Below are 13,436 nucleotides of genomic sequence, written 5' to 3'. Positions count from 1 at the left end.
TGAAGAAGATATTTCGCTGCGCTCAATATGACAACATTATTATATGAAACAAAGCGCAGGCGTTTTGCTATATCGTTATAACAAACAGCAATTAGAGTTTTTCCTGGTGCATCCGGGCGGACCATTCTTTGCAAAAAAAGATGCAGGTGCTTGGTCGATACCCAAAGGCGAGTTCGACGAAAGCGAAGAACCGCTTACCGCCGCGCAACGTGAGTTTCAGGAAGAAACAGGCCAGCCAGTTGAAGGTGACTTTATAATGCTTGAACCCATAAAGCAAAAAGGCGGCAAAGTGGTACACTGCTGGGCCGTTGAAGGCGACATTGACCACGAAAACATTGTAAGCAATGTTTTCACAATGGAATACCCATACAAGTCGGGCAAGTGGGTTTCATATCCCGAAATTGACAAAGCTGCATGGTTGGAAGCAGATATTGCTTTGCAGAAGATTAATCCAGCCCAGGCCAACTTAATACTACAATTAATAGCCATTAAACAACAAGAGGGCTAATAGCCCTCTTGTACAGTTCTTATTTATCTGCTTTCTCCACCAGCTCCATACCGCATTTTGGACATACGCCGGGTTTATCCGAGCATACGTCTTTATCCATAGTACAGGTGTATTTGCAATTTGCCTGTTGCTGTTTCTCTGCCTTTTTATTGGCAGGTGGGTTTTGCGAACACGCGGCTACCATTAAACTGGTAACTGCAATTAAAATGTATCTTTTCATATTATTGATTTTTTAAGAAAGCGGCGAAGCCAAATAACGAAACCACTAAAATACCCAAAGCAGCAAGCATGCTCACAATATCACGGATGTTTTTGCCTGCCCATGACATGCCAAAGTATTTATGTAGAAAAATGAAAGAAAATCCTTCAGCACGGTCAAGCCCGGCTACTTTGGTAGCTAACTTAGCAGTAGCAGTTTCTATATACCAGTTCTCGCTGCCATAACTTACTTTTTCAACCGGCAGGCGTTTATTGATAAATCCATACTCCTCGTTAAACTGTTTAATCAATTCGGTTTTACCCGGCTGAATATTAGTTGTGCTGCCGCTGGTTTTTCGGTAATAATCTGCCAGGTAGCTAGCATAACGAACATCGCCGTCTGGCAGTTCTTTACCATTAGCAGCATCGATGTAAGCCATACTTTTATCCCTTTTGAGTACCTGGTAGTAAACCTTGTTTTCAAACATAGCTACCGAAACCTTTTTGATCAGGGTATCTGCAACGGGTAATTGTAAGTTTGATAATTGTAACTGGTCGCGATTAATTAGCTGACTATATGGTTTGCTCTCCGGCCTAATGTTATGTAACTTAACAATGAGATGAAAAGCTGCGCTGAAAGTAAATGTGAGCATCAGGAAAGACATAATAAGCCCCAACTGCCTATGGAAGCGATGAACAAAGCGCGTATCTTTTTTACCGCTTGCTTTGCGTTTCTCGGATAACTCTTTAAACCTGTTCCACAGAAAGCCATACACAATCAAACCACTCAACATCGACAAGAACATGCAGCCAACCAATACGATCAGTACCCCTATTCTCAATTTTTCGCCGCCTATCGCTGCCAGAAATTGCCAGGTATGAAACTGCTCAAATAAACCCAGCATTGCTTTACGGGTATTATTATTGAACGTTCCCATGCGGCTTTGCCCTGTTTCTATATAAACATCCATACCATCCGGCCGAAGAAAGCTTACCTTCCAAACGGGTAACAAATGATTAATGGGCTGATACTGGGCATCAAACTTAGTCTGTAAAGTGATGCGCTTTATTTTAGAAACAGAATCTTGCGTAAGGTAGCGTGCTAGGTAGGTTGCATATAATTTGTCGCCATCTGGCAGCACTTTACCATCATTAGCCGAATAGTAGCTATAGCTACTATCGGCCTGAAGCACCTGGTAATAAGTTTGCCCTTTAAAATCTACTAAACCAAAATTGCGGATAACAGCAACCTTGTTTTGATCAAGCACCTGCTGTAAAGACATTACAGGTTTCATCTGTGCCTGTGTTAGCGGCTTAAAAGTTTCATTAGGAATAAACGGCCTGAACCAGTTTGACATAAACGGGTGCGATAATCCGCTCAAGGTCCAGCATATGACCGGTACCAGAGCAATTAAACCGATGATACGGTGCCACTTGTAAAAATTACGGCGCAACTTATGATTGTTGTTTTCCATTATCAATATTTTGAAAATGCATAGCTGATACCTAAAGTATAAATGCGCGGAGGCGCTGCATTATAGGTATCGCCATACTGATTGCTGGTTACTGTTGTAGCGTACAGCTTATTGGTTAAGTTAAGCACATTGAACCATATACCGGCTCCTTTAAGCACAGTGGCTTTAAAGTCGTAACCAAGGCGCAGATTATACAAATTGTAACCGCTGTAAGTTTTGGTATTAGCCGGATCTGTATAATAATGGTTGATGTGCTGCCACTCTGGCGCTATGCGGAAGCCCGGTAAAAATGAAGGTTTATAAGTAGCTTCTGCGTTGGCTATCCATGCCGGTGCATTGATCATGCGGTTACCATCATACACTATACTGTAACTGTTGCCGGTGCTGTAATTCTTAGCCACTTCACTATAATCCAGATAGATGTGACGCGCATTTGTACCGCTAAAGCGTAGGGTAACGTCATGCACAGGCGCATAGGTTACTGAATATTCTATACCCTGGTGCCTGGTAGCACCTGCATTTTGGTTTTGAGTGGTGTTATCAGGCAACAGCTGACTGATAATCTCGTTTCTACCTTCCAGATCAAACAAACTAACTTCTGCATAAAGCTTTTTATCCAGGGCAGAGAACCATCCGCCTATTTCATAATTTTCAAAAGTAGCTTGCTTTAACGGGGTTAACTGGCGCGAACTGTATAAATCGCCTGTTTCAGGCGGCTGGAACCCAACGCTGAAGTTACCATAAAAGCCTTTGTTATTACCCAGGTTATAGGTGAACCCTATTTTTGGTGCTACGATGTTAAAGTTATTGGTCTCTTGCTGCTTATACTTCGTGTTTGACGGTGGCAACCCATTCTGAAAATCATAATGTACACGGTCATAACGTAAGCCACCAACAATACGTAAGGCATCAAACGGCCTGATCTCGTATTGTGTATATGCAGCGGTATTAAATAACTTAATGCGGTAATCATCAAGATAAAGGCCCGTATTGGTAAAACCGGTATAGTAATTATTCACCACATCTTTTGTAATGTTTAACTGCTGTGCATAATAAGAGCTTGGGCTGTTATCCAGATAAACACCTGCTATTAATCGCGAATGCAGAAAGTCAAAATCTGTACGGTGCTGCGCCAGCAAACCGAAACTGTGGAACTTCTGATCATTCACCTGCCCGTTCGAGCTTAAATATTTGCCGTTCGCATCCCTTACATCTGAGATATAATAACTCGGCAATTGCGCTGTTGAGTTATCTCTGTAAAAGCCGGTTACAAATGTAGCGCTGCGCTCGTTCCAGGTATGGTCTAAACGCATATTAGCCCTAAATGCCTCTACTTTACGGTAAGTAAAACGCTGGTTACTGCTGTATGTCCTGCTGTAAAAATGTGCGCTGTCTAAAGTACCGGGTGTTTGCGTATTAAGATAATTGTACGCAGCCGCGGCAGTCAGCTTTGTTTGATTATTAAAATCGTAAGTTGTTTTCAGGTTAACCGAATACTTGTCGAAGTTGGTATAATCCTGCCAGCCGTCTTTCATGTGGGCTACGTAGCCACCTGCATACAAACCGAATTTTCCATCGGTAAAACCTCCATTGGCATCAACCCGGCGGTAGTGATAATTATCGCCTTGTAATGATACACCTCCAGCATAACCCGACGGCGGACCCTGTGTAATAAAGTTTACTGCGCCACCAACAGAATTACTGCCATACAGTGACGATGCAGGGCCTTTAACAACTTCGATATCCTTAACACCCGACATGTTGATTTCATATAAAGAATTATGGTTGAAGATACCCGTAGGACGGATAGGTAAACCATCTTCCATATACAAATAAAGTGCATTATAAGTAATCGGCTGACGGATGGCCATGGTGTGCTGTTCGTTTCCAAGATCAACCATATAAACGCCGGGAACTTTATTTAACAGTTGATAAAGTGCAGTTGCCTTAGTGTCTTGTATCTGCACCTGGTTTATTTTGCTGATAGCAATCGGCGCATCCTGACGCGCCTGTTTCTCGCGGCTGGCAGTAACAATTACTGGCTGCAAATCAAGCGATGAAGGCTGCATAGCTACAGATAAAGGATTTTTGCCGGATGCAACCAACTGAGTAACATAACCAACCATACTGAAATGTAGCTGATCAGCATGAGCGATAGAAAAACGGCCGTTACGATCAGTCACGGTTGAATTAGATGTTGTTGTAGTGCTTTCGCCAGCGGTGACGGTAACTCCGGGCAATGGCTCGTGTGTAATGGCATCAGTTACAGTACCAGTGATGCGCTGGCAAAAGGCAGCCTGTATCAGGCCTAAAAATATTAGGGTAAGGTAATAACGTTTCATTGAAATAAATAGTCGCAGGGGCATACTTATGCCATGCAAGTAAAAAAATGACAGATAAGCCAACAGCAACTAACAGGTGCAACCTGCTTGCTTATGGACAAATCATATTAATTAAAGAATGAAGGAAACGTTAAACCTTTGGCGGCTGAAAAATAGAGGTATGGCCTTGTGGCAGCGTGAAAGATGGCTCTTTCACTACAAATGTTCTGCTGATCTGGGCATCAAATACAAATGGCTCTGGCTGAGTGAAAATAGCTACCTGGAAAGCATTCTTTTGATTTTCGCGTTCGGCAGCACGCTCTTTGTCGGCGGCTTGCTTTAGCTTTTTCATCAGGTAACATCGGCCGTTACAGTGCATCCACGGACGGCTTTTGTTTACACACAGCTTTTCTGCAATGTATTTCCGGTTCAGATCAAAACCTGCCACAATAAAGTACTGCGAAAACTGGGCGCAAACAAGCCCCAAAAGCAGTAAAATACAGAGTAACCGGTTTTTCATTAGCAAAAAAGACAGTTTTAATTATCTATAACACAGTTTTTGCAACCGCTGTTCAGATGCCGCAAAGGTAAGTATTGAAAGTTTTAAAGAAGAAGTGTTAATTTGATTTTTTGATTTAATTGTATAAATATTAAGAAGGTTGTGAATGTTACTTTTCTTGTCCGTCAATGAGCCTCACCCCAACCCTCTCTAACCGGAGAAAGATAAATACCGTTGCAATTAAATTAATTAGTTCAGTTCCCTCCCTTGGGAGGGTTAGGGAGGGATTGAAGATTAAAACCGTCTTTGCGAGGAACGAAGCAATCACAAATATGCTAATCTGTTTGCTGATCGGGGATTGCTTCTCCGTCTTGCAACGGATCGCAATGACGCTTAAATTTTTTGTTTGCGAAGAACGAGCCAATCGATTAATAGGCCTCAACCCAGCCCTCTCCAAATGGAGAGGGAGACATATTACAAATTACTAATTTAAATGGTAATAGGTTCAAAACTTTATACACTCTCCCTTGGAGAGGGCAGGGTGAGACTTTTTACAAAGCCGCCGTTTCCGTCACCTGTGCGTTTTTCAGTTGCTGTAATGCCAGCATTAGTTTATCGCAATCAATGGGGTACTTTGTAGAGTATGAGATGGCATGCTCATTCTTATAGTACTCGAGCAGGTGAGCTTTTAGTGCCGGATTTAAATACCTGAAATTAGATTTCTGCAAACTGATCAGTAGCTCGGCATAAGTTTGGTCTGCAAGGCCATATTCACCATTGTTAGTTGGGCGGCCGGTATCAAAGTCGATATCCTTTAGCTGTAGAGTATTACTGCGGATGGATTGTATATCTGTACTGTAACAAACTAAAATAGTATCGAAACTGTGAATAAAAAACTGCTCGCCTTGCTGACCTGGATCTACATATTTTAAGGTTTTAAGCGGTCCGATCTTCGGCATGGCATTAATTACCCAGCTTAAAAAGCTTGCCCAGAAACCCGGTTTAGATTCGCCTTTTCCATATTCCTGGTGAAACTCACGGCCTTTCATTTTGTATTTGAACCGCTTGGCGGTCATCCCCGGCTGGCGTTTCATAATACTGTCATGCTGCGATTTCCAGGTACGACGTATCAGCGTAGGCATCAGATTCTTCACTCCCCATCTGAATGTTTTAACGCTACCCTCAAAGTTGCTGAAAAGCTCATTCAGGTCTTCGCCATAAGTTTTACGGAATGCACGCTCTAATACGGGCTTAGAAACGTTAAAGCCTATAAAATCATGATATGATTGTGTATTGTAATTGCCCCTGGCTATCTGTAGCACATCATAAGAAAACTCGGTACGGCTGTGCGATACATTATCATCGCCATACGTCACAAAGTTGCCATACTTCTGTTGCAGGTTTTTATAAATAGTGGGTACAGTAAGGTTGGTAGCACGCGAATGTCCGTATTCATCAGCCAAATAATGCGATAACGCGCCTAATGCAAAAGCCATTTCATTTACATTCTGCGCTTCCCTTATCAGGTTTTGCACCATTTCGCCACTGCGCACATAATGCAGCAAATCGCTAAAGTAAGCACTACCCATTGGCAGGTAACCCATATCTGCAACCATTGCTCCACCATAAACATAAGAACGGGCAGCACGCATGGCGGAATCTGTAGTAGCAGGGTAACGCTCAAGCAAAAGCGGTTTGATATCCTTAGCCCAACAGGCGTCAACTATGGCCTCGTGAGCAAGTATAGCATAAGCTTTTGCAGAAAAACTGGTGCACAAACAGCAGCAGATAATAATGATGTAACGGAAAAAAGGGCGCAGCATAAATAGTAAACTTTGTACTAAATATACAATGCTGCTAAAATGTTTGTAACATTAATATAATGCGCATAGTTATTCAGCCTAACCTTCTATTGCAGGCAACTTCTTACCTATACTGCGCTGCCAGAAATAATACAGGATAAGCCCCGTAAAAATGATACCGCAGGCCAGTAAAATAAATTCGAGCGGACTGGTGATCAGTATAAACAGCCAAACAACTATGGCAATAATAGCCGGGATGGGAAATAACCACATTTTATAAGGACGTGTATCCTTCGGCTTATTTTTATGCCATAACAGCACACCAAAGGCCTGCCCTAAAAACTGAATAATGATGCGCATGGTGATGATAGCAGTGATCACCTCTTTCATTTTAAACAGCATGCTAAATACAAATGCAAACGCACCTAATACCAGCAGTGATACATGCGGAAACTTTTTGGTTGGATGTATCTTACCAAACATCGGGAAAAAGTTACCATCTGCTGCGGCAGCATAAGGTACCCTTGAATAGCCTAATGTAACAGAAAACAATGAGGACAATGCGATGATCAGCACAAGTCCTGTTGCAATTTTGGCAACGCCGCTGTTATAAATCTGCTCGAAATAAATACTTACAACAAAGTTTGATGCCGCTACCTTTTGCCAGGGCAATACCCCTAAAATCATGATCTGCATGCCCAGGTACAATACGGTAATACCTGCTATGGATATAAAAATGCTCTTAGGGATATTTACTTCAGGCTCTTTGATTTCGGCACCTAAATGACACACATTATAATAGCCTAAAAATGAATAGATCGTTTTTAGCGATGCCTGACCAAGGCCCACAAAGAACAAAGGCGTAAAGTCAAAAGCGTCTTTTGAAAATGTAAAAACTTGTTTACCATTGAAAGAACTAAACCCTGAAAAGATTAGCCACAGAAATGTACCGCCGGTAATAATCCAAAGGATAACGGATATTTTACCAATGGTTTTAATGTTGCGATATAGCAGCAATACCAGTAAAATCACCAAAGCCCCGCTCACCATTTTTTGCTGCATCCCGGTTAAATGTACCAGGTAGGTTAAATATTGTGCAAAACCTATAGCTCCGCTTGCAATCACCAATGGTGCTTGTATGGTAGTTTGCCAGATGAATAAGAACGCAAACATGCGCCCCCATTTACCGTATAAATTTTGCAGAAAAACATAGCTGCCGCCAGCCATAGGCCATTTAGCTCCCATCTCGGCCCAGATAGAACCATCCATAAACGCCAGTAAAGCCCCAACCAGCCAGGCAATGATACATTGCGGCCCCCTCATGGCGCCAACAATAAGCGGTACGGTAACAAACGGACCTATGCCTACCATATCAATCATATTGATAGCTGTAGCCTGTGTAAGTGAGAGGCCGCGTTCGAGCTGATGTTTTTCGTTCATTGATTTTTGCTGACGTGAGATAAAGATAGCGGGGTCAAAATAAATAAGATAATCGGCTTATTTAACAGTGTTAATCTAAAAAAGATGATCAGGTGACAATATGTTATTCATTAGTCATTAGTCATTAGTCATTAGTCATTAGTCATTAGTCAGAATGAATTATATCCTGATTGTTTTAACCATTTCTTATTCTTCAATCAACCCAATATCAAATCAAAATCTCTGCTTCAAAAAAGTTACAATGCATTCGCAGTCAATTCCATAAATTGCTTATCAACTTTAAACTAAAACATGACCCGGAAACTTACCCATTGCCTGGTATGGGGTATGCTGCTTGCTTTTGGCGCATCGGCACAAACCATACCTACTCCTAAAGAACATTTCGGTTTTGAAATTGGCGACGATTATAAACTTGCCAATTACACGCAGACCGAGGCTTATATCAAAAAACTTACTGCTTCTCCCCGTGCCAAATATGTAGATATGGGCTTAACCGAAGAAGGCCGCCACGAGTTTATGCTGGTGATATCATCGCCCGAAAACATTAAAAACCTCGATAAATACAAAGCCATTTCACAAAAATTGGCCCATGCCGAAGGCTTAAAAGACGAGCAGGCGCATGCACTTGCCTTACAGGGTAAAGCTGTTGTATGGATTGATGGCGGACTGCATGCCAGCGAGGTTGTTGGCTCACATCAGTTGATCCAAACGGCCTATGATTTAATCAGCCGCAATGATGCCGAAACTAAGAACATCCTAGACAATTGCATTATCCTGATGGTACATGCCAACCCCGACGGGCAGGAACTGGTAGCCAACTGGTACATGCGCGAAAACGACCTAAAAAAGCGAAACATGAACGTACCGCGTTTATGGGAAAAATACATCGGGCACGATAACAACCGAGATTTTTACATGATGAACATGAAAGAAACGCAGAATATTACCCGTCAGCAGTTTCTGCAATGGTTCCCTCAGATTGTTTATAATCATCACCAAACCGGCCCGGCAGGATCTGTGGTGGCTGGCCCACCTTACCGCGACCCTTTCAATTATGTCTTCGATCCATTGATGGTCACCACGCTTGATGCCGTAGGTGCCGCGATGATCAGTCGACTGAATACTGAGAACAAACCAGGCTATACCAAATTGCAAGGCACAGAATATTCTACCTGGTGGAATGGTGGCTTGCGTACCACTACTTATTTTCATAACATGGTAGGTTTACTTACCGAAATTATCGGCAGCCCTACCCCATCAGAAATTCCGCTGGTGCCAAGCCGGTTGATCCCCAACAGCAGTACGCCTTTCCCGGTAACGCCGCAACCGTGGCATTTTAAGCAGTCTATCGATTATTCAGTATCGCTTAACTACGCCGTATTAAACTATGCTGTACGCCAACGCGACATGCTGCTTTATGATATGTACCGCATGGGAATGAACTCAATTGAACGCGGCAGCCGTGACAACTGGACGCTATCGCCCAAAATGACCGACTCGATCAATAATGCTTACAAAGCCGACATGGGTAACACTACTCCCGCAAATGGCGAGGGTAACCGTGGCGGGGCAAGCGGCGCGGTATCATTAGGCAGAAGCGGATCAATACCTGTAAAATATTACGACAAAGTTTTAAAAGACCCAACCCTGCGCGATGCACGCGGGTATATTATATCTGCCGATCAGAATGATTTCCCGACCGCGGTTAAATTTGTTAATACATTGATACGGGCAGGTATTGTTATCCAAAAAGCAACAGTACCATTCAAAATAAATGGTGTAAACTATCCGGCAGGAAGTTATATCGTAAAAACTAACCAGGCTTTCCGCCCGCATGTGCTGGATATGTTTGAACCGCAGGATCACCCGAATGATTTCTTATATCCAGGCGGCCCTCCTATTCGCCCTTATGATAATGCCGGTTGGACATTGGCTTATCAAATGGGCATCAAGTTCGACCGTTTGCTTGATGATTTCGACGGGCCATTTAAACGCATCCCTTACGGCGAACTGCAATCGCCGTCAACGGTATTGGTTCCTGTAATTGCAAAAGGCGGCTACGTGCTTAGTCCCGATGTAAATAATGCGTTTATCATTGTAAACGATCTGTTAAAAGCCGGTGCTCAGGTATACCGCGCGCCTGCCGGAGTGAAAGGTGTGGCAGATGCTGGTCCGGGCGCATTTTATATCCCTTATTCAGCAGCTGCAAAGACAGCACTTGCCGTTGATGCTAATTTAGGGGTTAAGGTAAGTGCAACCAACAAAACGCCTAAAGGCTTAATCAAACTATCGCAGGCACGCATGGCGCTATGGGATAATTATGGCGGTTCTATCCCTTCAGGCTGGATACGCTGGATGATGGAGCAATACCACTTCCCTTTCCATGTGATTTATCCGCAGGAGATTGACAATGGCGACCTGAAAAGTAAATATGATGTAATTGTATTTGTTGGCGGCGCAATTCCAGACCCTAATGGCCGCAACTTTGGTGGTGGTTTTCGCGGCGGTAACATGGAAAACCTGCCTGATGAATTTAAAACCTGGACCGGCCGCATCACAGCCGAAAAATCTATTCCACAACTAAAAGCCTTTTTGGAAGCAGGCGGAAATATCGTCACTATTGGCAGCAGCGCTAACCTTGCTTACCAATTAAAACTCCCTGTACAAAATGCATTGGTTGACAATAGCGGCAAGCCCTTATCAGGCGATAAATTTTATATACCGGGCAGCGTATTGCAAGCCAGTTTCAATACATCTGTACCAGCAAACTGGGGCATGAAAGCTAAAACAGATATATTATTTGATAGCAGCCCTGTATTTAAACTGGATAACGATGCCGAAAGTAAAGGCGTTACAGCACTTGCTACTTACACTACTGACAAACCATTGCGCAGCGGATGGGCCTGGGGACAGCAATACTTAAAAAATAACGTAGCTGCATTTGAAGCTAAAGTTGGTAATGGTAATTTGTATGTATTCGGGCCTGAGATCACCTTCCGCGGGCAATCACATGGAACATTTAAATTGCTCTTCAACGAACTTTACGAAATGTCGAAAAAGTAAATACTCTACCAAAAACAAAGGCTGCCCAATTGGGCAGCCTTCTCTATCTCCGATCTGATATTGTTAACTACTTAGTATCTCTCTCACATCATCTTATCGGCACAAAACGTTAGTAGCTAACATTTAATGTTATAACATTTATTATGCCAACAGCAGGCTCGCCAGTAAAAATTTATTTTTTAATTAATATCTGTTTAGCAAGCTCGTCCGTTCCGTCAATCTGAGGCGGGTTTTGCAATTGTAATATTTTTTGAACCACAGGATAAACGTCCACATTTGGGAACGGGTGTACAGTAATCCCTTTTTTAATATCCGGCCCCCAAGCCATAAAAACTGCCCGCATTTCTTTCACTGTTATCGGATCATATCCATGTGCGCCCATGTTTAATTCCCCTTTGCCCCAATAAAAAACTTTGGGCCATTTAGGTATCAGCACAATGTCGCCTATACGGTTGTATCTGTCATCTTTAGCACCATAATGTAAATGTGCCGGTACATCCTGCTTCAGGTAAACATCATAATCCTTAGCTTCAGCCTTTAGTTTTTCGTAAGCCGGTTTTATGTAAGCTGGATCTTTTGCATAAAGCTGCATAATAACGCCTTCATCTAAATTGATAAACTTAGTTGTATCGCGTGTTAATGATGGTTCGGGCAATTTATGCTCACGGTCAATTGCCGTCATTCCGTGGTCTGATACTACCACATAATTAACTTTTAATCCCGTTTTCTTAACAGCTTCAGTCAATTGATAAATAGCTGAGTCTACAAAATGAACGGCATCGGCAGTTTCTTTACTATCAGGCCCGAAATGATGGCTTTGATGGTCAACCTCCGGAAAGTAGAAAGTGATCAAGTGTGGACGGCGGTCAGCAGGCTGCTCCAACCAGTTAACAACGCAGGCAATGCGGTTATGTATACTGATCTTCTCGTTATACTTGTAGTAATAAGTGGGTAATGTGTGCTGTATATCAGCTTCTGACCCCACCCAGTAAAAGCTTGCCGTTAGCATTTGTTGTTTTTCGGCCAGCACCCAAAGCGGCTCGCCTCCGTACCACTTGCCCTCTACGGCTGTTTTACCCTTCATGGAATAAGTTGCCTTGAAGTTTCTATCGTAATAGCTGTTGCCTACTAATCCATGATGCGAAGGATAAAGCCCCGTAACCAACGTGTAATGGTTTGGGAAAGTTAACGAAGGATAAGAAGGGATCATGGCTTCGGCACGTGCACCATTATCACTTAATTCTTTCAAATGTGATGCATGGTATTTATTGAGGTAATCATACCTAAAACCATCCATCGATATCATAATCACATAGGGTTTTTCCTCTTGTTGCTTGCTGTTATACCTGGCTGTATTCACTTGCATACTGGTATCAACCTGCGCATTAACAACTTGTAACCAAAACAGGGAAACGATTAAAAGAGCGTAATATTTCATAAAAAATCCGGGTGCCAAATTATATCAAATAAATGGCTTTGTTATGAAGTAAACATTAAGAACAGGCAAACATAAATCCTTGTAGCTGCTCAAGTAGCTTTTTGCTATGAGTTTCTGAGCATTTTGCCCAGCATACGGCTCAGAAACTCGGGAGTTACGCCAATATAGGTAGCAATATCTTTTTTAGGTAAGGTGTGTATCAGCGTGGGGTACCGTTTGCAAAAATTAAGATAACGCTCCTCGGCGGTAAGGCTTAAATTGTCCATCAGCCTTTGCTGGTAGGCCACCAGGGAATTTTCTGTAATGATCCTGAAAAAACGCTCGAACTTTGGCACTTGTTCGTAAAGCTTTTCCTGGTCGGCTTTGGATAAAAGCAATATATCTGTCTTTTCTATGGCTTCTATATTCAATGTTCCGGGCTTTTGACTGATCAGGCTGTACATATCGGCCATCCACCAACCTTGGGGTGCAAAGCTGAGTACATGCTCCAGCCCGTTTTCATCAACGGTGTAGCCACGCAAACATCCGGATAATGTAAATGCAGAATACTTACAGATTTGTCCGTCTTCCAGCAAAAATTCTTTGCGTTTTAAACTACGTGATTGCAGCAGTGATGTGAAATATGCTTTTTCATCAGGGCTTAAGTTTACATAACGGGATATGTTTTGCAGTATCAGATCGGTAGACATGCC

General features: G+C 42.7%; 10 protein-coding genes. 2 read left to right on the top strand and 8 right to left on the bottom strand.

Annotated elements, in window-relative coordinates; translation table 11 throughout:
- Positions 1-43: 43 nt before the first annotated feature.
- Positions 44-508, top strand: coding sequence for an NUDIX hydrolase (locus PQ461_RS08275; protein ID WP_274303203.1), 465 nt, complete (start codon positions 44-46; stop codon positions 506-508).
- A 19-nt stretch (positions 509-527) separates the two neighbouring features.
- Here the strand turns inward: PQ461_RS08275 and PQ461_RS08270 are convergent, their stop codons facing one another.
- The 6 genes from PQ461_RS08270 to PQ461_RS08245 all read right to left on the bottom strand — a co-directional run bounded on the left by PQ461_RS08270 (position 528) and on the right by PQ461_RS08245 (position 8,243).
- Positions 528-728 (bottom strand): heavy metal-binding domain-containing protein, encoded by a 201-nt coding sequence (locus PQ461_RS08270; protein WP_274303200.1) that lies wholly within the window; start codon positions 726-728, stop codon positions 528-530.
- 1 nt (position 729) lies between these two features.
- The gene (locus tag PQ461_RS08265) at positions 730-2,181 is read right to left on the bottom strand and encodes a PepSY domain-containing protein (RefSeq protein ID WP_274303198.1); all 1,452 of its coding nucleotides are present in this window, start codon (positions 2,179-2,181) and stop codon (positions 730-732) included.
- A gap of 2 nt (positions 2,182-2,183) precedes the next feature.
- A complete protein-coding gene (locus PQ461_RS08260) occupies positions 2,184-4,523 on the bottom strand; it encodes a TonB-dependent receptor (RefSeq protein WP_274303195.1) in 2,340 nt (779 codons plus the stop codon).
- 130 nt (positions 4,524-4,653) lie between these two features.
- On the bottom strand, positions 4,654-5,022 hold the full coding sequence (locus PQ461_RS08255) for a hypothetical protein (protein ID WP_274303193.1): 369 nt from the start codon (positions 5,020-5,022) through the stop codon (positions 4,654-4,656).
- Between the two features lie 530 nt (positions 5,023-5,552).
- Entirely contained in the window at positions 5,553-6,824 is a 1,272-nt protein-coding gene (locus PQ461_RS08250) for a zinc dependent phospholipase C family protein (RefSeq protein ID WP_274303192.1), read from the bottom strand.
- A gap of 78 nt (positions 6,825-6,902) precedes the next feature.
- Positions 6,903-8,243: an APC family permease gene (locus PQ461_RS08245; RefSeq protein ID WP_274303191.1), complete on the bottom strand. Its 1,341-nt coding sequence runs from the start codon at positions 8,241-8,243 to the stop codon at positions 6,903-6,905.
- Between the two features lie 291 nt (positions 8,244-8,534).
- Between PQ461_RS08245 and PQ461_RS08240 the strand changes: the two genes are divergently transcribed.
- Positions 8,535-11,306 carry a M14 family metallopeptidase gene (locus PQ461_RS08240; protein WP_274303189.1) on the top strand — a complete coding sequence of 924 codons (2,772 nt, stop codon included), beginning with the start codon at positions 8,535-8,537 and terminating at the stop codon, positions 11,304-11,306.
- A 172-nt stretch (positions 11,307-11,478) separates the two neighbouring features.
- Here the strand turns inward: PQ461_RS08240 and PQ461_RS08235 are convergent, their stop codons facing one another.
- On the bottom strand, positions 11,479-12,744 hold the full coding sequence (locus tag PQ461_RS08235) for an alkaline phosphatase family protein (RefSeq protein WP_274303188.1): 1,266 nt from the start codon (positions 12,742-12,744) through the stop codon (positions 11,479-11,481).
- A gap of 104 nt (positions 12,745-12,848) precedes the next feature.
- On the bottom strand, positions 12,849-13,433 hold the full coding sequence (locus PQ461_RS08230) for a Crp/Fnr family transcriptional regulator (RefSeq protein ID WP_274303187.1): 585 nt from the start codon (positions 13,431-13,433) through the stop codon (positions 12,849-12,851).
- Between the last annotated feature and the right edge of the window lie 3 nt (positions 13,434-13,436).

Source organism: Mucilaginibacter sp. KACC 22063, from assembly GCF_028736115.1.
Classification (GTDB): Bacteria; Bacteroidota; Bacteroidia; order Sphingobacteriales; family Sphingobacteriaceae; genus Mucilaginibacter.
The sequence above is the reverse complement of the archived record's forward strand: the minus strand, read 5'-3'. Positions and strand labels throughout refer to the sequence as shown.

Excerpts from the sequence above, each read along its gene's own strand:
- PQ461_RS08260 (WP_274303195.1), bottom strand. The coding sequence starts at position 4,523 with ATGAAACGTTATTACCTTACCCTAATATTTTTAGGCCTGATACAGGCT.
- PQ461_RS08250 (WP_274303192.1), bottom strand. The coding sequence starts at position 6,824 with ATGCTGCGCCCTTTTTTCCGTTACATCATTATTATCTGCTGCTGTTTG.
- PQ461_RS08255 (WP_274303193.1), bottom strand. The coding sequence starts at position 5,022 with ATGAAAAACCGGTTACTCTGTATTTTACTGCTTTTGGGGCTTGTTTGC.
- PQ461_RS08275 (WP_274303203.1), top strand. The coding sequence starts at position 44 with ATGAAACAAAGCGCAGGCGTTTTGCTATATCGTTATAACAAACAGCAA.
- PQ461_RS08240 (WP_274303189.1), top strand. The coding sequence starts at position 8,535 with ATGACCCGGAAACTTACCCATTGCCTGGTATGGGGTATGCTGCTTGCT.
- PQ461_RS08265 (WP_274303198.1), bottom strand. The coding sequence starts at position 2,181 with ATGGAAAACAACAATCATAAGTTGCGCCGTAATTTTTACAAGTGGCAC.
- PQ461_RS08245 (WP_274303191.1), bottom strand. The coding sequence starts at position 8,243 with ATGAACGAAAAACATCAGCTCGAACGCGGCCTCTCACTTACACAGGCT.
- PQ461_RS08270 (WP_274303200.1), bottom strand. The coding sequence starts at position 728 with ATGAAAAGATACATTTTAATTGCAGTTACCAGTTTAATGGTAGCCGCG.
- PQ461_RS08235 (WP_274303188.1), bottom strand. The coding sequence starts at position 12,744 with ATGAAATATTACGCTCTTTTAATCGTTTCCCTGTTTTGGTTACAAGTT.
- PQ461_RS08230 (WP_274303187.1), bottom strand. The coding sequence starts at position 13,433 with ATGTCTACCGATCTGATACTGCAAAACATATCCCGTTATGTAAACTTA.